A 23961-nucleotide genomic window follows, 5' to 3' on the forward strand; every position below is an offset into this window, starting at 1 on the left:
GATGAAGACGTTCTACGGCATCGAGTTGCCGAACCCCTTGATGCTGGGCACAGCCCAATATCCCAGCCCTGCAATTCTGGAACAGGCCTTTCGCGAAAGCGGTGCGGCGGTTGCAACGGTATCGCTGCGGCGGGAATCCGGCGCGGGGCAGACATTCTGGCAGATGATCCGCGAGCTTGGTGTTCTGATCCTGCCAAATACGGCTGGCTGTCATACGGTGAAAGAGGCGGTGACCACAGCCCATATGGCGCGCGAAGTGTTTGATACCAAATGGATCAAGCTGGAACTGATCGGCCACACCGACAGTTTGCAGCCGGATGTGTTCCAGCTGGTCGAGGCCGCGCGCATCCTGACCGAAGACGGGTTTGAGGTGTTTCCCTACACAACCGATGATCTGATCGTGGGCGAACGCCTGCTCGAAGCGGGATGTGAAGTGCTGATGCCGTGGGGGGCGCCCATCGGGTCCGGGCGTGGGCTGAACAACGAATACGCCCTGCGGTCGATGCGGGCCGAGTTTCCTGACACGCCGCTGGTGGTGGATGCCGGGATCGGCCTGCCCAGCCACGCGGCCCACGCGATGGAACTGGGTTATGACGCCGTTCTGTTGAACACCGCTGTGGCCCGTGCCGGTGATCCCGTTCTGATGGCCAAGGCGATGGCGCAGGCAATCCATGCCGGGCAATTGGCCCATCAGGCCGACCCGATCGAGGCGCGTGATATGGCCGAACCTTCGACCCCTGTTGTTGGAAAGGCCTTCCTGTCATGACGCTGGACCGTTTCTATCCGATCTTCGATCACTCGGACTGGCTGCGGCGGATGCTGCCCCTGGGTGTCAAACTGGTGCAGCTGCGTATCAAGGATCAGCCGGTTGAGGTGGTGCGCGGTCAGATTGCCGCCTCGCGCGATCTGTGCCGCGACTATGGGGCGGTTCTGGTGATCAACGATTACTGGCAACACGCCATCGATCTGGGTTGCGACTGGGTTCATCTGGGTCAAGAGGATCTGGATGATGCTGACCTGAAAGCCATCCAAAAAGCGGGTCTAAAGCTGGGCGTTTCCACTCATGACGATGACGAGCTTGAGCGGGTTTTGGCCATGGATTCCGATTACGTGGCGCTGGGTCCCGTCTATCCGACCATTTTGAAAAAGATGAAATGGCATCAGCAGGGCCTGCCCCGCGTGACCGAATGGAAGGCACGGGTTGGCGACATTCCTCTGGTCGGCATTGGCGGCATGAGCGTCGAGCGCGCAGCGCGGGTGCTGGCAGCCGGGGCCGATATCGTCTCGGCCGTCACGGACATCACGCTGAACACCGACCCCGAAGTGCGGGTGCGTGCTTGGATAGAGGCCACGAGATGAGCCGCTATGCCCGCCAGACGCTGCTGCCCGAGGTTGGGGCCGAAGGACAGGCCCGCCTGACTGCGGCCCGTGTTTTGGTGGTCGGCGCAGGTGGTCTGGCCGCGCCGCTTCTGCCGCTATTGGCCGGAGCCGGAGTGGGGCACATCACGATTGTAGATGGTGATATCATTGATCTGTCGAATCTGCATCGCCAAACGTTGTTTTCAGAAGAAGATTGCGGGCAGTCAAAGGCTGAACGCGCCGCTGACCGATGCCGTGCGTTGAATGCCGAAATCGATGTGATTGCCAAGAAACAGGCTCTAACAGGGGAAAATGCGCCCAATCTGGTGTCGCAGGCGGATCTTGTCCTGGATTGTGCCGACAGCTATGCGGTCAGTTATATGCTGTCGGATACTTGTCTGGCACAAGGCAAGCCACTGATCAGCGCCTCGGTGCTAGGGCTTTCAGGATATGTGGGCGGCTTTTGCGGCGGCGCGCCTTCTCTGCGTGCCGTTTTCCCCGACGCACCGGAAAGTGGCGCAAGCTGCGCCACGGCGGGTGTTCTGGGTCCCGTTGTCGGTGTGATCGGGTCCATGCAGGCGCAGATGGCGCTGAGCCTGATCTTGCGGCTTGACCCATCACCCCTAGGGCAGATGGTGCAATATGATGCGCGAACCCTGCGCAGCACCGGGTTTCGTTTTGATGACGCGCCGGAACCGTCAAGCTGTTTCCGCTTTCTCTCCGCCAGTCAGTTGAGGGAGACAGACCAGATTATCGAACTGCGTGACCCGAACGAAGCTCCGGTTCCGGCTCACCCGAATGCAACGCGCATTTCACCCGAAGAAATACAAAAAATAGACCCAAACAAGGGGCAACGCCTCGCCCTTTGCTGTGCCACCGGGCTGCGCGCATGGCGCGCTGCCGAGAAGATCCAACCGATTTGGCCGGGCGAGATTGTCCTCGTCGCGGCCTCAGCCTCCTGAGAAAAGGAAACGTGAGATATGAAAAAGCTGATGACAGCCCTTGCCCTTCTGGCAGCCGCGCCGGCCTGGGCCGAAGACAAGATGACCGTCCTGCTGGACTGGTTCATCAACCCCGACCACGGGCCCATCATCGTGGCACAGGAAAATGGCTATTTCGCCGAGCAGGGGTTGCAGGTCGAAGTCGTTGCCCCCGCCGACCCGTCCGCGCCGCCGCGTCTGGTGGCTGCCGGTCAGGCGGATCTGGCGGTATCCTATCAGCCGCAACTGCATTTGCAGATTCACGAAGGGCTGCCGCTGAAACGGGTCGGCACGCTGGTCGCGACGCCCCTGAACTGCCTGCTGGTTCTGAAAGACGGCCCGATCAAATCGCCCGCTGACCTCAAAGGCAAGAAAATCGGCTTTTCCGTCGCCGGTGTGGAAGAGGCCATTCTCAGCACCGTGCTTGGCAAATACGACGTCGCGCTGGATGATGTTGAGATGATCAACGTGAATTTCTCGCTCTCACCCTCGCTGATGACCGGTCAGGTGGATGCGGTGATCGGCGCCTATCGCAACTTCGAGCTGAACCAGATGGATATCGAAGGTCGCCCCGGCACCTGTTTCTATATCGAGGAAGAAGGCGTGCCGTCTTATGACGAACTGATCTATGTCGCCAACCCCGATACGATGGACAAAGACAAGATCGCCCGTTTCCTGGCCGCGACCGAAAAAGCGACTCAGTACATCGTCAACAACCCGGAAAAAAGCTGGGAGGTCTTCTCAGCCACTTCACCCGAACTGCAGGACGAGCTGAATGCACGCGCATGGGTCGACACGCTGCCGCGCTTTGCCCTGCGTCCCGCCGGGTTTGACGCTGGCCGTTATGCCCGGTTCGAGGCATTCCTGAACGACAGCGGCATGATCGACACCGTCCTGCCCGTCAGTGACATTGCCATCGACGTAACCGCGCAATGAGCGATTATGGCAAAGCCTTTGCGCTGATGCGCGATGCGGCGCAGGGGCCGTGGCGGGATTACACCCGCCACGCTTTTGTCGAAGCACTGAAAGACGGCACCCTGCCACGCCCGGCGTTCCTGCACTATCTGCGTCAGGATTATGTGTTCCTGATACACTTCTCGCGCGCCTGGGCGCTGGCCGTGGTGAAATCGGAAACACATGCTGAAATGCTGGCAGCGTCGCGTACCGTGAACGGCCTGATCAGCGAAGAGATGAAGCTGCATATCGGTATTTGCGAAGCAGAAGGCATTTCGCAGTCCGATCTGTTTGCAACGCCGGAACGGCCCGAGAATCTGGCCTATACCCGCTTTGTTCTCGAGGCGGGCTATAGCGGTGATCTGCTGGATCTTCTGGCAGCACTTGCACCCTGCGTCATGGGATATGGTGAGATAGGCACCCGCTTGGCTGAGGAGGCAACATCAACGACCTATCGTGGCTGGATCGATACCTACGCGGACGAGGGCTACCAGAACGCCTGCGTGGCCGTGGGTGAGTTGCTGGATTCGGCTCTAACAAGGCGGATTGGGGCGGATTTCCAAACTTCGCCTCGCTGGGATCGTCTGTGCAGGACGTTCCGCTCGGCCACGGAATTGGAAGTCAATTTCTGGCAGATGGGTCTGACCCCATGACCCCGGCGCCCGATCTGACCATCAGCGGCACAGCCATGATCGATGGCGCGACTCTGTTCGCGCCGCTGACCCTGACGCTTGACGCAGGGGCGTGGACCTGTCTGCTGGGTGGATCGGGTGTTGGCAAAACCACGGTTTTGCGGCTGATTGCCGGGCTGGAAACCGGGGCTGAATTCACGGGCCGGATCACCGCCAGCGATGGCCAGTCGGTTTCAGACCGGGTTGCTTATATGGCGCAGGACGACCTGTTGCTACCTTGGGCGAGTGTTGCGCAAAACGTCTCACTGGGCGCGCGGCTGCGGGGCGAGAAAGTTGACCTTGACCGGCGTGACCGCCTGATCGAACGGATGCGGTTGCAGGACCATATGACCAAGAAACCGCCCGAGCTTTCGGGCGGGCAGCGGCAGCGTGTGGCACTGGCCCGCACCTTGATGGAAGACCGGCCGATTGTGTTGCTGGATGAACCCTTTTCAGCCCTTGATGCCCGAACCCGTGCCGATATGCAGGATCTGGCCGCCGAGGCGCTGCGGGGCCGCACTGTCCTTCTGGTAACCCACGATCCGGGCGAGGCCGCGCGTCTGGGGCAATCCATCGTCGTCATGACACAGCACGGGCTGACACCGTGCGATCCGCCGGTTGCTCCAGCCCCGCGCAGCGTCGATGATTTGCAGACGCTGGAAACACAAGGCGCGCTTTTGCGGCTGCTGCGGGAGGGCGGGGTATGAAGTCCCTCTCTGTTCTGGCAGCAACCCTGTTTGCCATTGCCATCTGGCAGGGGACCGTGACCCTGACCGGATTGCCAAAGTTCATCCTGCCCGGCCCCGTGGTGGTTGCCGAGACCTGGTGGCAGAACCGCTGGCTGATTGCCGAACACACCTGGATCACAGCCATTGAGGTCATTATCGGCCTTGCCTGCGGCACGCTGCTTGGCGTTGTCACTGCATTGCAGCTGGCCAATTCCCGCGTCGCACGAGTTTTGGTGCAGCCAATGCTGGTGTTCACGCAGGCCCTGCCGGTCTTTGCACTGGCCCCGTTGCTGACCCTGTGGCTGGGTTATGGCCTGTTGTCCAAGGTCGCGATGGCGGTCCTGATCATCTATTTCCCGATCACGTCGTCCTTTTTTGACGGTTTGATGCGGACACCGCAGGGGTATCTGGACCTTGCACGCACGATGCAGGCCAGCAAGCGCACTGTGTTGTGGCACATCCGTATCCCTGCGGCGTTGCCGTCTCTGGCCTCGGGGATGCGGCTGGCGGCGGTGTATGCGCCGATCGGTGCCGTGATCGGTGAATGGGTCGGTTCATCGCAAGGTCTGGGATATCTGATGCTGCTGGCCAATGGCCGTGCCAAGACGGACCTGATGTTTGCGGCGATGCTGACTCTGGGCGTATTTTCGATCCTTCTGCACATGATTGTCCGCCGCGCCACCGCGCGTATGGCAGGAGAGGCTCATTAACCTTTCGGAAAGTGATTCTGCGTCAGGGTAAACGCATGACACAGGACGCCTTTGCCGAAGCCCCCATGCTGTTTGATACGGACGAAGCGCCAGCGCAGCCGCTGCCGAATGGTCGGTTACCCTCCTACATCAAAGACCATCGCAAGCGGCTGCGCGAACGGTTCATGGCGGGCGGATCCGCAGCGATCCCGGATTATGAGTTGCTGGAACTGGTTTTGTTCCGGTCCATCCCTCGGCAGGATGTGAAACCATTGGCGCGGGCATTGATGAATGCCTTTGGCGATTTCAACCGTGTGTTGGCAGCACCCGAAGAACGGCTGCGGCAGATCAAGGGCGTTGGTGATACGGTCATCACCGATCTGAAAATCCTCGAAGCCTGCGCGCATCGGATGGCACGGGCGCGGGTGATGCAACGACACGTAATATCCAGCTGGGACGCGCTGCTGGATTATTGCCACACGACAATGGCGCATCGCGAGACCGAGCAATTTCGCGTTTTCTATCTGGATCGCAAGAACGTCCTGATCGCGGATGAGGAACAGGCCAAAGGCACCGTGGATCACGTGCCGGTCTATCCGCGCGAAGTGGCGAAACGGGCGTTGGAACTGAATGCCTCGGCCCTGATATTGGTGCACAACCATCCTTCGGGCGACCCAACGCCGTCACAGTCAGATATCGACATGACCAACCGCATTCAGGATGCCTGCTCCGCCCTGGGGCTGACCCTGCATGACCACCTGATCATCGGCAAATCGACCGAGCTCAGCTTTCGTTCCGAAGGGTATCTCTAGCGGCTACTGCACCCAAATCTCGACCCGCCGGTTGACCTTGCGGCCCCATTCGGTGTCATCGCAGGCCATGGGCATCGCTTCACCAAATCCTTCGGCGGTGACCGTGATACTATCAGGGATCGGGGCTTCAAGCGCGGCGATAACCGCGTTTCGCACGGTTTGCGCGCGCCGTAGGGCGATGCGGGCATTTGAAACGGCACCCCCGTCCCCATCGCTGAAGCCTGCAAACACAACCTTGCGCGCCTGCAACGTACCCGCGTCCAGCATTTGCGCCAGTTGCTGAATATTGGCGCGCGACTGCGCGTCCGGGCGGGACGATCCGGGTTCGAACCGGACCGACAGGGACAGGCGCGACAGCGGGCGCAAGGTCTCGATCATGCGCTGCAACTCCTCCAGTCCGACCTCAGTTCCGCCGGTGACGACCGCATTGGCAAGCCGGTCCCCCTGCACGCCAACCGGCAGGGTTTCAGCAGATTGATCCACATATCCTGCGTCACGTATCGCCACCTGTGCCTCGGGGCTTTGGCTATAGGCCAGAAACTGTCGCGCAATCCGGGGCAGGCGGCGTTCCGGCAGATACAGGAACATGGGCATATTCAGCGGGTAATCTTCGGTCTTGATTGACTGGCGGGTCGCGGCCAGAGGATGCCCGCACCCGCCAGTCAAAGGCACAGCGCGGGTGCCATGGGCCGATGCCTTGCTGGCGATACCGATGGAAAACGGATCCTTAGCCACAGCCGCGGTCAGGTCATGTATGCGATTGTGGCGGATCGCCGTATCGGTCAGCACCACACCGGCGGTTTTCAGAACCTGATCCTCGACCGCCTGCGCCAGACCCGACCCGGCCTCTGGCGCATGCAGTGCAATAGGGGCATCCGGCCCACCCAGCTGCGCCCAGTTGCTGACCTCGCCGGACAGAATGCGGGCCAGATCCGCCAGCGAAACCTGTCGCATCACGCTGTCGGGGGCCACGACCGGGACCATGGCATCCAGTGCAATGACCCGTGATCGCCGCGAGCGTTTCAGATCACCCAACCCCGCAGCTTCGGCAGCCTCCCGCTCGGCCTCGCGCATCTCGCGCAGGGCCATCACGATATCCGCCCGGTCTGCGATCAGGTCGCTGAACCCGCGATCCGTGGTGCCCACGTCAAAGAAAAACCGCGCAAGCGGCGCCGACCGGCCTGCCTGATGCAACTCGTAAATAAAGGTGTCCTCATCCACGCGGGCGGGGGTCGCGGTCAGGTCTTCCTGACGGGCAAAGCCGATGATCAGGGCGGGCAGCACCGTTTCGGCCATCACCGATGATCCGGAAAACTGCACTTCGGCGACGAAATCGATCAGGTTGGGGCAGGCGGGTCCCTCGCATGTGACGCCGGAACCATCCACGGTCAACGTCCCGAATTGCGTATCGACGCGATAAAACTCACCGTCAAAGCTCAGCAGATTGCCTGTCACTTCGACCTTGCCATCATGCGAGGTCAACGTGATGTCCTGCCCAAAAGCACCGGTCGCCACCGTCACGGAAAACAGCGCAGCCACCGCCACACGGAAAAATGTCATAAGAGGTTCAAGCCTGCCTGCGGATTACTTTGCCGCGATTGTCAGGTCTGAGAGCAGATTATTCAACACCAGAAACTCGCCCGAGCGCGAACAATCCGGCAAGGTCACAGACATGTCGCGCGACCGCAGGCGGCGGTCCGACAACAACTCCAGCGACTGCACGTTCAGCGTGTGGCCGCAATTTGCATCGGTCACTTCGGCCTCGACGGTCAGGTCAATCGTGCCCGACTGTTCAGATGTACTGGCCGGGAAAGAATACACTTCGATATTCTGAGTAATCCCGGAATCGGATTGACCCAAGCGCATAACCTTACCGGCGCCTTCGGCAGATGCGTCATCCCAGACATGGCCATCCGCGCCATAGCTGGCGCCAAATTCCAGCGCGTGAATCTGCAACTCGGTATCACCCTGCCATTGCAGGACAACACGATCAAAACCGGCGATTTCGGGGACGTGAGTGGTGGCGACGGTGCCTGTTTCATCTTCGAAGGAAAACAGGAAAATCGCATATTCCGAAAGGGCCGGGATCGTCATGTCCAGCGCGCCGCTGGCGTCAGTCATCTGGCTAACAGTCAGGCCGCTATGGTGGATTTCAATCCGCTCATTCTTGTGGCACGGCGCTTTCAGCGACAGGTGCGCCAAGGCACCGGGCGCTGCGGTCGCGTGCGCGCTGATCCTGCAACTCGATGTTCTGGGGACCGCGGGTACAGCACGGGGTGCCGGTGTGACATTGACCGGATCGGCATCTGATACTGTAGCCGACGTCAGCACGATACCGTCCAGCCCCGACAGAATCGAAGACTGATCGGCAACGGAGGCCACATCAACACTGCCCTGCGCGCGGTTCTGCTGCGCAGCCGGTCCGTTCTGCATCAGATAGCCTATGCCCAAGGCACAAGCGACCGTTCCGCACATGGTTACGTAGTTGCGAACTACAAACAAGACACCCTCCCCAGTTGAAGGAGCAGCTTGCACTCTCGCCACCAATCGCGGCCAATTTGTGGCCGCGAGACGGACTCATTGTGATGAAAGGGTGTTAACGTTAGGTCAATCTGCCGTGGCAGTGTTTGAACTTCTTTCCGGATCCGCAGGGGCACAGGTCGTTTCGCGACGGGTTACCCCAGGTTGACGGATCGCCCTCATCAAACCCCGGCAGGGCATCGCCTGATGCCGCCGCTTCGGCCTTGGCCTCGGCTTGGCTTGCGGCTTTGTCCACGGCCTGTTGTGCCTGCGCCTGTTGCGCCGCCATCTGCGCCAGCATTTCCTTCTGCTCTTCTTCGGTCAGTGGCCGCACGCGCGACAATTGCTGTGTCACGGTTTCCCGCAAACCGTCCAGCATGGTTTCGAACAGCTGGAAGCTTTCGTTTTTGTATTCGTTCAGCGGATCGCGCTGGGCATAGCCGCGGAAACCCACGACCGAGCGCAGATGTTCCAGCGTCAGCAGATGCTCGCGCCATTTGGTATCGATGGTCTGCAACAGCACCTGCTTTTCGATGTTGCGCATGTTTTCGGGACCAAAGGCGACCGCCTTCTGGGCCATCATCTCATCTGCGGCCTTAACCAAGCGCTCCCGCACTTGCTCGTCATCCACGCCTTCTTCGGCAGCCCAGTCCTGAACCGGGGCGTCGATGGTCAGCTTGTCCTTGATCGCCGCATGCAGACCGTCTGTATCCCACTGATCCGCATAGGATTTCGGCGGCATGTATTCGTCAATGAGATCGTCAATCACCTGCTCGCGCATATCCGAGACGATCTCGGACAGGTCATTGGCCGACATGATTTCGCGGCGCTGGCTAAAGATCACCTTGCGCTGATCGTTCATCACGTCGTCGAATTTCAGAACGTTCTTGCGCATGTCGAAGTTGCGGCCCTCGACCTTGGACTGCGCGCGTTCCAGCGACTTGTTCACCCAGGGGTGAATGATTGCCTCGCCTTCTTTCATGCCCAGCGTGGTCAGCACCTTGTCCAGCCGTTCCGAGCCAAAGATGCGCATCAGGTCGTCTTCAAGGCTCAGGTAGAACACGGTACGGCCCGGATCGCCCTGACGGCCCGAACGGCCGCGCAGCTGGTTGTCGATGCGGCGACTTTCGTGGCGTTCGGACGCCATCACATAAAGGCCTCCTGCGGCCAGAACCTTTTCTTTTTCTTCCGCGTGGCGTGCTTCTTCTGCGGCACGCAGGTCTGACGGATCAGCCTCGGGGTTGTCCGCCATCGCTTGCAGCACCTTCATTTCGACATTGCCGCCCAGCTGAATGTCTGTACCGCGACCGGCCATGTTGGTGGCGATGGTCACCGCGCCCAGACGGCCGGCATCGGCAACGATCTGCGCCTCCTGCTCGTGCTGGCGGGCGTTCAGAACATTATGCGCGATGCCTTCCTTGGTTAGCATCTGGCTCAGCAGTTCCGATTTCTCGATCGAGGTCGTGCCCAGCAGGACCGGCTGGCCCGTTTCCTGCGCCTTCTTGGTTTCTTCGATCATCGCGCCGTATTTTTCCATGGCGGTGCGATAGACCTGATCGTCCTCGTCCACACGGGCAATCGGCTTGTTGGTCGGAACCTCGACCACGCCCAGGCCGTAAATCTCGGCAAATTCCTCGGCCTCGGTCAGGGCGGTCCCGGTCATGCCGCCCAGCTTGTCGTAAAGGCGGAAATAGTTCTGGAAGGTCACGCTGGCCAGCGTCACGTTCTCGGGTTGAATCTGCACGTTTTCCTTGGCTTCGATGGCCTGGTGCAGACCCTCGGACAGGCGGCGGCCCGGCATCATGCGGCCGGTAAACTCGTCGATCAGAACGACATTGCCGTCGCGCACGATGTAATCCTTGTCGCGCTGGAACAGCTTGTGCGCGCGCAGACCCTGATTCACGTGATGCACAACGGTCGTGCTTTCCGGGTCATACAGCGAATGGCCTTCGGGAATCAAACCGGCAGCCAACAGCTGCTGCTCCAGAAACTCGTTGCCCTCATCCGTGAAGGTCACGTTGCGGGCCTTTTCGTCCAACGTGTAGTGTTCGTCGGTCAGGCTCGGGATCAGCGCATCGATGGCGGTATACAGGTTCGAGCGGTCCTGTGCCGGGCCCGAGATGATCAGCGGCGTCCGCGCCTCGTCGATCAGGATCGAATCGACCTCGTCCACAATCGCGAAATTGTGGTGCTTCTGGTAAACCTGCTCCAGATCGGCCTTCATATTGTCGCGCAGATAGTCAAAACCCAGCTCGTTGTTGGTGGCATAGGTGATGTCGCATTTATAGGCGGCCAGTTTCTCTGCATCGGGCTGGCCCGACCAGATCACGCCGGTGGTCATGCCCACGGCAGCAAACACCTTGCCCATCCATTCCGCGTCGCGCTTGGCCAGGTATTCGTTCACCGTGACCACATGCACGCCCTTGCCGGTCAGCGCGTTCAGATACGCCGGGAAGGTCGCGACCAGTGTCTTGCCCTCACCCGTCTTCATTTCCGAGATGTTGCCCTGATGCAGGAACACACCGCCCATCAGCTGTACGTCAAAGGCGCGCAGCCCCAGCGCGCGGCGGGCACCTTCGCGCACGTTGGCAAAGGCTTCGGGCAGCAGATCGTCAAGGCTTTCGCCATCCAGCGCGCGTTTGCGCAGGTCTTCTGTCTTGTCGATCAGGTCCTGATCGGACAGCTTCTCGAACTCGGGTTCCAGCGCGTTGATCTTTTCGATCAGGGGGCGGGTCGCCTTGATCTTGCGGTCGTTCGGTGTTCCGAACACCTTTTTGGCGAGCGTTCCGAGTCCCAGCATGTTCACTCCAGCGGATCTGTTCTTGTCTTGGTTTTTGACAGGCTTGCCCACCTTGCGCGCAACCCATAGATACGTGGGGTGAAAGGCGGCCCTGTCCAAGGCTTCAAAGCGATGTAAGCGGCAGGTTCCAGAGTGTCAACGCTGCGCCCTGCCGCGGCAAGGAAATAGGATGATTCAATGCCCAAAGGCCTCACTATTCTGCCATCGCTGGCTCTGACCGCCATGATGGCCTTGCCGCTGGCCGCCGAAACCCAGCCGGATGCATCCACCGTGGTGGCGCGTGTGAACGGGGATGAGATCACTTTGGGTCACGTGATCGCAACCGTTGCCGCCTTGCCGCCGCAGTACCAGCAGGCCGAAGATGACGTATTGTTCGACTTCGTACTGGAACAGCTGATCCAGCAGCAACTGCTGGGGCAACAGCAGGATGGGCTGAACAAACTGAACACGCTGCGGCTGAAAAATGAAGAACGCTCACTTCTGGCGGTTCAGACCGTCACAGCCCTGACCGATACCGTTGTCACGGATGAGGCCATTCAGGCAGCCTACGACGCGCAGTACAACGATTTCGCGGGTGAGGACGAATTCGATGCCAGCCACATTCTGGTCGAGACCGAAGAACAGGCCAACGACCTCAAGGCGCAGCTTGATGACGGCGCCGATTTCGCCGAACTCGCGCGCGAGCACTCCACCGGTCCGTCCGGCCCCAATGGCGGCTCGCTGGGCTGGTTCGGCAAGGGCCAGATGGTACCGGAATTCGAAACAGCCGTGGTCGCGCTCGAAAAAGGGCAGGTGTCCGACCCGGTTCAGACGCAGTTCGGCTGGCATGTGGTCAAGCTGAACGACAAGCGCAAAACCGAAGCGCCCGCGCTGGATGCCGTGCGCGAAGAGCTTGCACAGACCGTTCAGCAGAACGCCATTCAGGCGCGCATCGATGAACTGACACAGCAGGCGCAGATCGACCGCCCCGCTCTGGAAGGTGCCGGATCCGAAGTTCTGCGCCAGCTGGACCTGATTCAGGAGTAACCCCCGTGGCCAAGATCACCAAGGTTTCGCCGCTGGCGCCAGCGTCCTTCCCTGATTTGCCTGCAATTGACGGTGTGCGGTTCGCCACCGTCGCGGCGGGCGTTCGATATCAGGGCCGCACCGATGTCATGCTGGCCGTGCTGGACCCGGGCACATCTGTGGCCGGGGTCTTTACCCGTTCAGCCACACGGGCGGCACCGGTTCTGGATTGTCAGGACAAGATCGGCGGGCCCAGTGATGGCCCGGCGGCGATCCTGGTGAACTCGGGCAATGCCAATGCCTTTACCGGGCATTATGGTCAGACCTCGGTGGCCGAGGTGACGCAGGCCGTCTCGAAGGCGACTGGTGTTCCGGTCGAGCGGGTCTTTACCTCCTCCACCGGCGTGATTGGTGAGCCGCTGGCTCATGACCGCATCATTGCCAAGCTTGAAACGCTGAAGGCGGGTCTCAGCCGTCACGCGATCGAAGACGCCGCACGCGCGATCATGACCACGGACACCTTCCCGAAAGGGGCCGTGGCGCAGGTCGAAATTGATGGCAAAACAGTCTCTATTGCGGGGATTGCAAAGGGTTCGGGCATGATTGCGCCAGATATGGCGACGATGCTGGTCTATATCTTCACCGACGCGCAGGTCGAACAATCAGCGTTGCAGGCGATGCTGAGCGCGCAGACAGACCGGACGTTCAACTGCATCACCGTGGACAGCGATACATCCACCTCGGACAGCCTGCTGCTGTGCGCCACCGGCGCTTCGGGTGTGGACGCCACCGGCAACGCGGCTTTCGCCGAGGCGTTGGAAGCCGTGATGCTGGATCTGGCCCAGCAAGTGGTGCGCGATGGCGAAGGTGCCACGAAATTCGTCGAAATCCGCGTAAAAGGGGCCGCAACAGACGCTGACGCCAAGATCCACGGCCTTGCCATCGCCAACTCTCCGCTGGTCAAAACCGCCATCGCGGGCGAAGACCCGAACTGGGGTCGTATCGTCATGGCCATCGGTAAATCCGGTGCCGCGGCGGACCGCGACCTGCTGAGCATTTCCTTCGGCGACATCCTTGTGGCCGAAAAAGGCTGGGTCAGCCCCGATTACAGCGAAGACGCAGCTGCCGCTTATATGAAAGGTCAGGATCTGGTCATCGCCGTTGATCTGGGCCTGGGCGAAGGCAATTCCACCGTCTGGACCTGCGATCTGACGCACGGATATATCGAGATCAACGCGGATTACCGCTCGTGAAAACCGTGTTGGTCTCTGCTGTCGCCCTGATCGACATCGAGGGCCGGGTGCTGTTGGCCCAACGCCCCGAGGGCAAATCCATGGCCGGTCTTTGGGAGTTTCCCGGCGGCAAGATCGAGCCCGGCGAAACCCCCGAGGCCGCCCTGATCCGCGAATTGCACGAGGAACTGGGCATCGACACCTGGGCCTCGTGCCTTGCCCCCCTGACCTTCGCCAGCCACAGCTATGATGATTTCCACCTGCTGATGCCTCTGTTCGCCTGCCGCAAATGGCAGGGCATCCCACAGTCGAAAGAGGGGCAGGCGCTGAAATGGGTCCGCGCAAATGACCTGCGCAATTACCCCATGCCGGCCGCGGATGTGCCCCTGATCCCGATCCTGCGGGATTGGTTGTAGGGGCTCAAAAGGCGTCAGGCGCAAACGGCCCGAATTTCGGCTTGGCGGATTTATTTGCCGATTTGTGGTAGTGTTCGAGTGCTTTCTCAATGGTGAAGGAGTACCTCGTTATGATTGCAAGTCGAGTTGGAAAGCTTTGGGTGTCCAGGATTGTTTTGATTTTGGCCTTATTTGTTTTGGCGGTTCATAGTGCCAAAGCAGATGATGCGAAGACTGCAGTATCGGTCATGATCGAAGAGCAGGCCCGAATTGATCGCTATGTCGAACTCGATTTTGCACGGCAAGATCTTTTGTTTCACCAGACGAGCACGATCCTGGCCCTATACGGTGATTACAACTCCTACACCAAATCGGACGGCACTCAGGCCAATGGCTCTGACATGACGCGATTCAGAAATCGGGTCACTGAATACGTGCCCGCTGCCATTGTGGATTTCCGGCGAAAGTCCCAAAGAGACAAAACAATTTCCGAGGATGAGGCAAGCAAGGCAGTAGCCGCAGAAACCCTGATGGAAGAGATGGTTTTGGCCGCAGGTGAAATCATTGAACTTTGCGACGCCAACAAGCCCTATGAGGCAAGTCTCGTTTACCGCGATAAGACAATGCCCTTGAACACGAAACTTTTGGGGTTGCTGTACACGTTGCGCTCAACATCTGTTGGTCGTTTTAAAAAAGCAGCATTAAAAGCTAAGTATCAGTAACCGCGCCAACCTGCCGAAGGTCGAATTCTGTTTGCCGGTCCGGCGTCCCTGCTGCACACAGGACCTGTTTGGTACGGTAATTGCGTGGGACGAACGGGTTCCTCGTAACAGTCTGCATTTGTACATATTGTACAAAACGTAACATCACCCTTCTGCACCTGTTACAATTCGTAAGAATTGAGAAAACATCAGGAAAAAGTTGACGCTGATCGTGCGGGTGTCCCAAATCGGGGCACTGGCATCCGGGGGCTTTCCCGGATCCGCCATTTCCGGCTTTGAGGAGGCCGGATGGGGAGGAGAAAAAGATTGGCTCAGACGCAGTCGGGCGCCGAAGGGTTGCACTCCCTTCCGGCGCTTCTACACCGCAACGCGACCCAGTTCGGGGATGCCCCGGCCTATCGGGAAAAAGAATTTGGGATCTGGCAATGCTGGACCTGGGCTGAAGCGGCCAAGGAAATTCGCGCGCTCGCCCTTGGATTTCTTGAAATTGGCGTTGAGCGCGGTGACCACATTGCCGTGATCGGACGCAACCGGCCAGCACATTACTGGACCATGGTCGCGGCACAGATGGTCGGTGCAGTTCCGGTGCCTCTGTATCAGGACGCAGTCGCCGAAGAGATGACCTATGTGATGGAGCATTGCGGCGCGAAATATGTCGTCTGCGGTGATCAGGAACAGGTCGACAAGGTCATCGAGATTCAGGAAAAAGTGCACCAGATCAAGCACATCCTCTATACCGACAAGCGGGGGATGCGGAAATACGACCACAGCCAGATGAACGCGCTGGAAGACCTCATGGCCGAAGGTCAGGCAGGACATCAGCGGTTTGATGCAGAGCTGGACAAGCGCATCTCTGAGATCACCTATAACGACACCTGCGTCATGCTTTATACCTCGGGCACAACGGGCAAGCCCAAGGGGGTGGTTCTGTCGAACCGCAACGTGATCGAAAGCGCCAAGAATTCAGCGATCTTCGACCATTTGACCCGCGATGAAGATATCCTTTCCTATCTTCCAATGGCATGGGTCGGGGATTTCATCTTTTCCATCGGTCAGGCCTATTGGTGCGGGTTCTGCGTGAACTGCCCGGAAAGCGCCGACACGATGATGACCGACCTGCGCGAAATCGGGCCGACCTATTTCTTCGCCCCACCACGCGTGTTTGAAAGCCAGCTAACCAATGTGATGATCCGGATGGAGGATGCGAGCAAGCTGAAGCAGCGCATGTTCCATCACTTCATGGCGCATGCCAAAAAAGTGGGTGGCAAGTTGCTGGATGGCAAACCCGTCGGCTTTGGCGACCGGATGAAATACGCGCTGGGTAACCTGTTGGTCTACGGGCCGCTCAAGGATACGCTGGGTTATGGCCGGTTCCGGGTTGGCTATACAGCGGGTGAAGCGATCGGACCGGAAATCTTTGATTTCTATAGATCTTTGGGCATCAACCTGAAACAGCTTTATGGCCAGACCGAAGCAACCGTGTTCATCACCGTACAGCCGGATGGCGAGGTTCGGGCCGACACGGTTGGCGTGCCCGCGCCGGATGTCGAGATCAGGATCGACGACAAGGGCGAGATCCATTACCGCTCGCCCGGCGTGTTTGTCGAATATTACAACAACCCGGATTCCACGGCATCGACCAAAGATGCCGAAGGCTGGGTGGCAACGGGTGATGCCGGGTTCATCGAGGAAAGCTCGGGCCATCTGCGGATCATCGACCGGGCCAAGGACGTGGGCAAAATGGCCGACGGGTCCATGTTCGCGCCGAAATATGTCGAGAACAAGCTGAAGTTCTACCCCGATATTCTCGAGGTCGTTCTGTTCGGAAACGGCAAGGATCGCTGTGTGGCCTTCATCAATATTGACCTGACAGCGGTCGGCAACTGGGCGGAACGCAACAACGTGGCCTATGCGTCCTATCAGGAACTGGCGGGCCATCCGCGTGTGTTAGAGACGATCAAGGCGCATGTGGAAGAGGTCAACAAATCGGTAGCAGCTGATGAAATGCTGTCCGGTTGCCAGGTGCATCGCTTTGTGGTGCTGCACAAGGAACTGGATGCTGATGACGGTGAGATGACCCGCACCCGGAAAGTTCGGCGCGGGTTTGTCGAAGAGAAGTTCCACGACATCATTGCGGCGCTTTACGACGGATCCGAAAGCGTCTCGACCACGACCGAAGTGACCTATGAGGATGGGCGCAAGGGATCGATTAGCGCAACGCTGAAAATCGTGGACGCGCCGGTTGTACCGGTTGCGCAGCACAAGGTGGCAGCGGAATGAGGGCCGCCACAGCACCGCGCGACCTGCGGCCATCGCCCTGTCCGCCATCCCGTTTTTGCGCAAGTCAGGGAGTGACTGATGCTGGATAACGCCGAAGGATATGTCACCGAAGACGGTCGCAAGATCGGCGGCGTGGTGATGGAGATGAAGAACATCACTCTGCGCTTTGGCGGCGTCGTGGCGATCAAGGATATCTCGTTCGATATTCGCGAGGGTGAGATTCGCGCCATCATCGGGCCGAATGGGGCCGGAAAATCATCGATGCTGAACGTCATCTCGGGGTTCTATGTCCCGCAGGAGGGCGAGGTCTGGTTCCACGGATCAAAACGCCCAGCGATGCGGCCCTTTGAGGTGGCGCAGCAGGGGATCGCGCGGACGTTCCAGAACATCGCCCTGTTCGAGGGGATGAGCGTTTTGGACAACGTCATGACAGGGCGTTTGAATTTCATGCAGACCAACATCCTCCAGCAGGCTTGGTGGAAGGGAAAGGCCGAGGCGGAAGAGGTTGAAAACCGTGAGGCGGTCGAGAAGATTATCGATTTCCTTGAAATCCAGCACATCCGAAAAACGCCCGTGTCGCGCCTTCCATACGGGTTGAAAAAGCGGGTGGAACTTGCGCGTGCTCTGGCGGCAGAACCAAAGCTCTTGCTGCTGGATGAACCGATGGCGGGCATGAACGTTGAAGAGAAAGAGGACATGAGCCGCTTTATCCTCGACGTGAATGACGAATTCGGCACCACCATCGCCCTGATCGAACACGATATGGGCGTGGTGATGGACCTGAGCGACCGCGTGGTCGTGATGGATTACGGCAAGAAGATTGGTGACGGCACGCCCGACGAGGTGCGCAACAATCAGGAAGTCATCGACGCCTATCTGGGAGTCAGCCATGACTGAGACCAAAGCAGATATCCGGGGAGGCACATATGCCTGAGCAGTTAATCTTTGCCACGGAGGTCATCCTTAACGGTCTGATGGCCGGGGTGCTTTATGCGCTGGTCGCGCTGGGCTTTGTGCTGATCTACAAAGCATCCGGGATTTTCAATTACGCGCAAGGGGTTATGGCCCTGTTTGCGGCGATGACACTGGTCGGGATCATGAACGGGCAGGTGCCTTTCGCGCATTTGATCAACGCGACCTTCGGCACTCATGTCTACAACTTCGGTTGGACCATCCCCGCCCTGCTGGCGATCATCCTGACAATGGGCGTGATGGTTCTGCTGGCGTGGTGTGTGCAGCGCTTTGTCATGCGGCATCTGGTTGGGCAGGAGCCGATCATCCTGTTCATGGCCACGATCGGTCTGGCCTATTTCCTTGAAGGCGTGGCCGACCTGATGTGGGGATCCGAGATCAAGACGCTGGATGTGGGTCTGCCGCAGGGCATCAACCTGTGGATTGACGAGGTCACCTTTAACATCTTCGGCTATGGTTTCTTCATCGACAACCTCGACATCGTGGCAACCGTGATCGCGGCGCTTCTGGTGGCGGCGCTGGTGGCCTTCAGCCAGTACACAAAGCAGGGGCGGGCCATGCGCGCTGTGGCGGATGACCATCAGGCGGCACTTTCGGTCGGGATCTCGCTCAACTTTATCTGGGTCATGGTTTGGTCGGTGGCCGGGTTCGTGGCGCTGGTCGCGGGGATCATGTGGGGCACCAAATCGGGCGTGCAGTTCTCGCTGTCGCTGATCGCGCTCAAGGCGCTGCCTGTGTTGATGCTGGGCGGGTTCACCTCGATCCCCGGTGCGATCGTCGGCGGTCTGATCATCGGTGTGGGCGAGAAGCTGTTCGAATTCTCGATTGGCCCGCTGGTCGGCGGCGCGACCGAGAACTGGTTCGCCTATGTGCTGGCGCTGATCTTTCTGGTGTTTAGACCACAGGGTCTGTTCGGCGAGAAGATCATCGAGAGGGTGTAACGCATGACCAAACTCATCGCCATCATCAACGTGATCGCATGGGCGGGGTTCTGGGCCTTTGGATATATCGCGCTGACCTCGAATGACCTGACAGACAGTCAGCTGACGATTGCCGCGATCCTGGCCTTTGCCGGTCTGATCATGGGTGTTCTGGCCTACCTGAAACTGGTGCGCGCCTCTGAGGCGAGCGGATATGCCAAAGGGTCCAGCCAGCTGGACGCCGCGACCCGGAACCGGGCGCAGGAAGAATGGGGAAAGTAACAGATGTTCTATCGTGAGGCCGGAGATTTCAAAACCTCCTACGTGGATGACAGCCAGACTTTCCCGATCAAGTTCGACCGGTACCGGTACTATGTCGTTCTGGCGGTGGCATTCGGGATCATTCCGTTCATCATCAACGACTATTGGGCAAACGCCCTGCTGCTGCCCTTTCTGATCTATGCCATCGCGGCGATTGGGTTGAACATACTCGTGGGCTATTGCGGGCAGGTTAGCCTTGGTACAGGCGGCTTCATGGCGGTGGGTGCTTATGCCTGCTACAAGTTGATGACCGCATTTCCAGACGTCAGCATGTTCATTCATGTCCTGCTGGCTGGTGGCATTACCGCGATTGTAGGCGTTTTGTTTGGCCTGCCTTCCCTGCGGATCAAGGGGTTCTATCTGGCGGTGGCCACGCTTGCGGCACAGTTCTTTCTGGTCTGGCTCTTCAACCGGGTGCCGTGGTTCTACAACTACTCGGCCTCGGGCCAGATCAACGCACCGGAACGTGACGTGTTCGGCATTATCATCTCGGGCCCGAACGCCCCGGCCTGGGCGACATACCTGTTCTGCCTGATCTTCCTGACCTTCAGCGCCATCATTGCGCGCAACCTGACCCGCGGCACGACCGGGCGGACATGGATGGCGATCCGCGACATGGATATCGCCGCCGAAATCATCGGGGTGAACCCGTTGAAAGCCAAGATCAGCGCTTTCGCTGTCAGCTCGTTCTTTGTGGGCATCGCCGGGGCGTTGTTCTTTGCCGTCTATCTTGGCGCGGTCGAGGTGGGCGAAGCATTCGGCATCCAGAAGTCGTTTCTGGTGCTGTTCATGGTGATTATCGGCGGGTTAGGCTCGATTTTCGGGTCTTTTGCCGGGGCGGCGTTTTTGGTGCTGCTGCCGGTTTTGCTCAAACTGGTTGGCGTCGATCTTCTGGGTTGGCCGACCGATATCGTTGCCCATCTTCAGCTCGTGATCGTGGGCGCGCTGATCATCATGTTCCTGATCCTGGAACCCCACGGTCTGGCCCAGTTGTGGCGCGTGGCGAAAGAGAAACTCAGACTCTGGCCGTTCCCGCACTGAGGGCTGGCCCAATCATAAAGACGGGTGATCAAGCCCGAACTCAATATCGGATCAATCAAGGGAGGAGACACCCGATGAACAAGAAACTGGCAACCGTGGCGCTGAGCGCTCTGATGGCGGCAGGACCCGCGATGGCGGATCTTGTGTTCCCGTCGCTCAGCTATCGAACCGGGCCCTATGCGGCCGGTGGTATTCCATTCGCGGACGGTTACGCCGACTATTTCACGCTGCTGAACGAGCGGGACGGTGGCATTGGCGGTGTACCAGCAAACGTGATCGAATGCGAAACCGGGTATAACACCGAAAAAGGCGTGGAATGCTATGAATCCACCAAAGGTGAAGGCGCGCTGGTGTATCAGCCGCTGTCGACCGGTATCACCTATCAGCTGATCCCCAAAGTGACCGCGGACGGCATTCCGTTGCACACGATGGGGTATGGCCGGACCTCGGCCGCGAACGGCAAAGTGTTCAGCCATGTGTTCAACTATCCGGCCAACTACTGGAACGGTGCGTCCGGTGCGATCAACTATCTGCTGGATGAAAATGGCGGTGACCTGAGCGGCAAGAAGATTGCGCTGGTCTATCACAACTCTGCTTACGGCAAGGAACCGATCCGGACGCTGGAAACTCTGGCTGAAAAGCATGGGTATGAGCTGTCCTTGCTGCCGGTAGATCACCCGGGCCAGGAGCAGAAGTCGCAATGGCTGCAAATTCGCCGCGAAAAGCCTGACTATGTCATCATGTGGGGCTGGGGCGTCATGAACCAGGTTGCGGTTCAGGAAGCGGCCAACATCCGTTTCCCGATGGAAAACTTCATCGGTGTCTGGTGGTCTGGCGCGGAATTCGACGTTCAGCCTGCTGGCGAAAAAGCGACCGGTTACAAGGCGCTGACCTTTACCGGCCTTGGCATGGACTATCCTGTCTATGACGACCTGAAAAAGTACGTCGTTGACTCGGGCAAGGCTGCGGGTGCCGGCGATCAGCTGGGTACAGTTCAGTACAACCGTGGTCTTTACGCCGCCATGCTGGCAGCCGAGGCTGTGAAAACGGCGCAGGCAATGCACGGAACCGCTGATATCGACGCGTCGATGATGCGCGACGGCATGGAAGCACTGGAAATGACCAACGCCAAGATGGAAGCGCTTGGCATGTCCGGGTTCGGCCCTGAATTCTCGGTCTCCTGCGAAAACCACGGCGGCCCCGGCCTTGTCGGTGTTGTTCAGTGGGATGCGGCGACTGGCGCCTGGAACCCCGTACAGGACTTCAAACCGACAGATGCCGAAGTTATCGGCGCGTTGATCGAAGAAGATTCCGGTGCCTACGCAACCGAAAACAGCATCTCGCCACGTTGCGAGTAAGGCATGTTGCGCCACGGATGTGATCCTTGGCGTTCAGACAACCGGAGCGGCGGGTCACCTGCCGCTCCTCACGAACAGCCCCGGAACGGGCAGGCATGAGGAAACGCGCTGATGCTGGATGCGGCACAAACCACTGACGTGCAGGCGGAAACCCTGCTTGAGGTCAATAATATCGAGGTGATCTACAACCACGTGATCCTCGTGTTGAAAGGCGTCAGCCTGAGCGTTCCAAAGGGCGGCATCACAGCGTTGCTGGGCGGCAATGGCGCGGGCAAGACAACCACGCTCAAGGCCGTATCGAACCTGCTGCATTCCGAACGCGGAGAAGTCACCAAAGGTTCGATCAAGTATCGCGGTCAGAACGTGCATGAAAGCGATCCGGCCGATCTGGTTGAAAAGGGTGTCATTCAGGTGATGGAAGGCCGCCACTGTTTCGAGCACCTGACCGTCGAAGAAAACTTGCTGACCGGCGCCTACACCCGCAAAGACGGGGCGGCTGCGGTCCAGCGGGATCTTGAGATGGTTTACGCATATTTTCCCCGGCTCAAGGAACGCCGCCGGTCGCAGGCAGGCTATACTTCGGGTGGGGAACAACAGATGGTTGCCATGGGGCGGGCCTTGATGTCGCGGCCCGAGACGATTTTGCTGGACGAACCCTCAATGGGTCTTGCTCCGCAGCTGGTCGAAGAGATTTTCAGTATCGTGAAGGACCTCAACGAAAAAGAGGGCGTGTCCTTTCTGCTGGCAGAGCAGAACACCAACGTCGCCCTGCGCTTTGCACATTATGGTTACATTCTTGAATCCGGGCGTGTCGTGATGGATGGCCCGGCAGCCGACCTGCGCGAAAACCCGGATGTGAAAGAGTTCTACCTGGGTATGTCCGATGAGGGCCGCAAAAGCTTTCGCGATGTGCGGTCCTATCGTCGTCGCAAAAGGTGGCTGTGAGCGGATGGAGGATATGGCGATGACCTATTTCGACGCACTCGAAACACGCTCGACAGACGAACGCGCCTCGGATCAGGCCAGGGCACTAGTGGAGCAGATTAAACGCGCGATGTCAGCCCCTGGATTTGCGTCGCATTTGTCAGAATCAGACACTAATAATGTAATGTCAGCAGATGATTTGCCAACATTGCCCGTTCTGCGGAAATCGGATCTGACCCGAGCACAAGCCAAACGCCCCCCGTTTGGCGGATTTACGGTAAAACCGGCGCGGCATTTCCATCATGTGTTCCAGTCACCCGGACCGATCTATGAGCCGGGCAGCACTGATCACGACTGGTGGCGCATGGGCCGTTTCCTGAATGCTGCGGGTGTTGGCGCAGGGGACATCGTCCAGAACTGTTTTGGGTATCACCTGACCCCGGCCGGTATGATTTTTGAAAACGGCGCACGCGCTGTTGGCGCGGCTGTTCTGCCCGCAGGAACCGGACAAACCGAGTTGCAGGTGACTGCCGCCCGCGACCTTGGCTGTACGGCCTATGCAGGCACGCCGGATTACCTGAAAGTCATTCTGGACAAAGCGGACGAGATGGGCGTTTCACTGCATTTCTCGAAAGCCGCCGTTGGCGGAGGCGCTTTGTTCCCGTCTTTGCGACAGGAATATGCCGATCGGGGTATCTCGTGCCTGCAATGTTACGCGACAGCGGATCTGGGCAATATTGCTTATGAAAGCGCCGCGATCGACGGGATGATCATCGACGAGCACGTGATTGTCGAGATTGTTACACCGGGAACCGGAACTCCGGTGGCGCCGGGTGAGGTGGGTGAGGTCGTGGTAACCTCACTCAACCCCGATTACCCGCTGATCCGCTTTGCGACGGGCGACCTGTCCGCCGTGATGCCGGGAATTTCTCCTTGCGGTCGCACGAACACCCGGATCAAGGGTTGGATGGGGCGTGCAGATCAGACAACCAAGATCAAAGGTATGTTCGTGCGACCGGAACAGGTTGCCGCGTTGGTCGACAAGCATGAAGAAATCGTCAAGGCCCGCGTCATCGCCACCCGTCAGGGCGAGATGGATTCGATGACTGTCCAGATCGAAAGCACAGGCGGGGATGATACGGCATATGCCAGATCGGTGGCCGAAGTGCTGAAACTGAAAGGCGCAATCGAAGTCGTCGCCCCCGGCTCGCTGCCCAAAGACGGGCTGGTGATTGAGGATCAACGCGTCTACGAATAGCAGTGAAAATCAGGTCTGCG

The 23961-nt window shown here is 59.0% G+C and carries 23 protein-coding genes; 20 read left to right on the forward strand and 3 right to left on the reverse strand.

From position 1 onward, the window contains the following. Position 1 precedes the first annotated feature (1 nt). The 8 genes from ACR0JI_RS05940 to radC are packed head-to-tail and all read left to right on the forward strand — an operon-like array spanning position 2 to position 6193. Complete coding sequence (locus ACR0JI_RS05940) at positions 2-766, forward strand: thiazole synthase (RefSeq protein WP_480494003.1); 765 nt, start codon at positions 2-4, stop codon at positions 764-766. Beyond that, complete coding sequence (locus ACR0JI_RS05945) at positions 763-1359, forward strand: thiamine phosphate synthase (protein ID WP_480494002.1); 597 nt, start codon at positions 763-765, stop codon at positions 1357-1359. The genes ACR0JI_RS05940 and ACR0JI_RS05945 overlap by 4 nt, the downstream gene beginning before the upstream one ends. Continuing rightward, positions 1356-2321: a ThiF family adenylyltransferase gene (locus ACR0JI_RS05950; protein WP_480494001.1), complete on the forward strand. Its 966-nt coding sequence runs from the start codon at positions 1356-1358 to the stop codon at positions 2319-2321. Before ACR0JI_RS05945 ends, ACR0JI_RS05950 begins: the two co-directional genes overlap by 4 nt. 18 nt (positions 2322-2339) lie before the next feature. Next, on the forward strand, positions 2340-3275 hold the full coding sequence (locus ACR0JI_RS05955) for an ABC transporter substrate-binding protein (RefSeq protein ID WP_480474352.1): 936 nt from the start codon (positions 2340-2342) through the stop codon (positions 3273-3275). Next, the gene (tenA, locus tag ACR0JI_RS05960; RefSeq protein WP_480474351.1) at positions 3272-3946 is read left to right on the forward strand and encodes a thiaminase II; all 675 of its coding nucleotides are present in this window, start codon (positions 3272-3274) and stop codon (positions 3944-3946) included. Before ACR0JI_RS05955 ends, tenA begins: the two co-directional genes overlap by 4 nt. Next, positions 3943-4671, forward strand: a complete 729-nt coding sequence (locus tag ACR0JI_RS05965; protein ID WP_480474350.1) for an ABC transporter ATP-binding protein — start codon at positions 3943-3945, stop codon at positions 4669-4671. Before tenA ends, ACR0JI_RS05965 begins: the two co-directional genes overlap by 4 nt. Then, positions 4668-5402 carry an ABC transporter permease gene (locus tag ACR0JI_RS05970; RefSeq protein ID WP_480474349.1) on the forward strand — a complete coding sequence of 245 codons (735 nt, stop codon included), beginning with the start codon at positions 4668-4670 and terminating at the stop codon, positions 5400-5402. Before ACR0JI_RS05965 ends, ACR0JI_RS05970 begins: the two co-directional genes overlap by 4 nt. Positions 5403-5437: 35 nt before the next feature. Next, positions 5438-6193: a RadC family protein gene (radC, locus tag ACR0JI_RS05975; protein WP_480474348.1), complete on the forward strand. Its 756-nt coding sequence runs from the start codon at positions 5438-5440 to the stop codon at positions 6191-6193. A gap of 3 nt (positions 6194-6196) precedes the next feature. Here radC and ACR0JI_RS05980 read toward each other — a convergent pair whose 3' ends face one another. The 3 genes from ACR0JI_RS05980 to secA form a co-directional block, all read right to left on the reverse strand. Then, positions 6197-7753 (reverse strand): phosphate ABC transporter substrate-binding/OmpA family protein, encoded by a 1557-nt coding sequence (locus ACR0JI_RS05980; RefSeq protein ID WP_480494000.1) that lies wholly within the window; start codon positions 7751-7753, stop codon positions 6197-6199. Positions 7754-7777: 24 nt separating this feature from the next. After that, positions 7778-8695, reverse strand: a complete 918-nt coding sequence (locus ACR0JI_RS05985; RefSeq protein WP_480474346.1) for a hypothetical protein — start codon at positions 8693-8695, stop codon at positions 7778-7780. A 100-nt stretch (positions 8696-8795) separates the two neighbouring features. Then, positions 8796-11513 carry a preprotein translocase subunit SecA gene (gene secA / locus ACR0JI_RS05990; protein WP_480493999.1) on the reverse strand — a complete coding sequence of 906 codons (2718 nt, stop codon included), beginning with the start codon at positions 11511-11513 and terminating at the stop codon, positions 8796-8798. A 177-nt stretch (positions 11514-11690) separates the two neighbouring features. On the opposite strand from secA, the gene ACR0JI_RS05995 reads away from it, so the two are divergent. The 12 genes from ACR0JI_RS05995 (at position 11691) to ACR0JI_RS06050 (ending at position 23941) form a co-directional block, all read left to right on the forward strand. Beyond that, positions 11691-12539 (forward strand): peptidylprolyl isomerase, encoded by an 849-nt coding sequence (locus ACR0JI_RS05995; RefSeq protein ID WP_480493998.1) that lies wholly within the window; start codon positions 11691-11693, stop codon positions 12537-12539. A gap of 5 nt (positions 12540-12544) precedes the next feature. Beyond that, positions 12545-13771, forward strand: a complete 1227-nt coding sequence (gene argJ / locus ACR0JI_RS06000) for a bifunctional glutamate N-acetyltransferase/amino-acid acetyltransferase ArgJ (protein ID WP_480493997.1) — start codon at positions 12545-12547, stop codon at positions 13769-13771. Then, entirely contained in the window at positions 13768-14166 is a 399-nt protein-coding gene (mutT, locus tag ACR0JI_RS06005; RefSeq protein WP_267363933.1) for an 8-oxo-dGTP diphosphatase MutT, read from the forward strand. The genes argJ and mutT overlap by 4 nt, the downstream gene beginning before the upstream one ends. A 110-nt stretch (positions 14167-14276) precedes the next feature. Next, positions 14277-14867, forward strand: a complete 591-nt coding sequence (locus tag ACR0JI_RS06010; RefSeq protein WP_480493996.1) for a hypothetical protein — start codon at positions 14277-14279, stop codon at positions 14865-14867. Between the two features lie 288 nt (positions 14868-15155). After that, entirely contained in the window at positions 15156-17147 is a 1992-nt protein-coding gene (locus ACR0JI_RS06015) for an AMP-binding protein (protein ID WP_480879395.1), read from the forward strand. Between the two features lie 78 nt (positions 17148-17225). Beyond that, positions 17226-18044, forward strand: a complete 819-nt coding sequence (locus tag ACR0JI_RS06020) for an ABC transporter ATP-binding protein (RefSeq protein ID WP_480474340.1) — start codon at positions 17226-17228, stop codon at positions 18042-18044. Between the two features lie 29 nt (positions 18045-18073). Then, on the forward strand, positions 18074-19060 hold the full coding sequence (locus ACR0JI_RS06025; RefSeq protein ID WP_480474339.1) for a branched-chain amino acid ABC transporter permease: 987 nt from the start codon (positions 18074-18076) through the stop codon (positions 19058-19060). Between the two features lie 3 nt (positions 19061-19063). Further along, positions 19064-19321, forward strand: coding sequence for a hypothetical protein (locus tag ACR0JI_RS06030; protein ID WP_209506939.1), 258 nt, complete (start codon positions 19064-19066; stop codon positions 19319-19321). Positions 19322-19324: 3 nt separating this feature from the next. Then, the gene (locus ACR0JI_RS06035) at positions 19325-20401 is read left to right on the forward strand and encodes a branched-chain amino acid ABC transporter permease (protein ID WP_480482437.1); all 1077 of its coding nucleotides are present in this window, start codon (positions 19325-19327) and stop codon (positions 20399-20401) included. Between the two features lie 74 nt (positions 20402-20475). Then, entirely contained in the window at positions 20476-21759 is a 1284-nt protein-coding gene (locus ACR0JI_RS06040) for an ABC transporter substrate-binding protein (RefSeq protein ID WP_267363927.1), read from the forward strand. 111 nt (positions 21760-21870) lie between these two features. After that, positions 21871-22704: an ABC transporter ATP-binding protein gene (locus ACR0JI_RS06045; RefSeq protein WP_480482435.1), complete on the forward strand. Its 834-nt coding sequence runs from the start codon at positions 21871-21873 to the stop codon at positions 22702-22704. Positions 22705-22723: 19 nt separating this feature from the next. Continuing rightward, entirely contained in the window at positions 22724-23941 is a 1218-nt protein-coding gene (locus ACR0JI_RS06050) for a phenylacetate--CoA ligase family protein (RefSeq protein ID WP_480494049.1), read from the forward strand. Positions 23942-23961: the final 20 nt, after the last annotated feature.

The organism is Ruegeria sp. N10, from assembly GCF_056531545.1.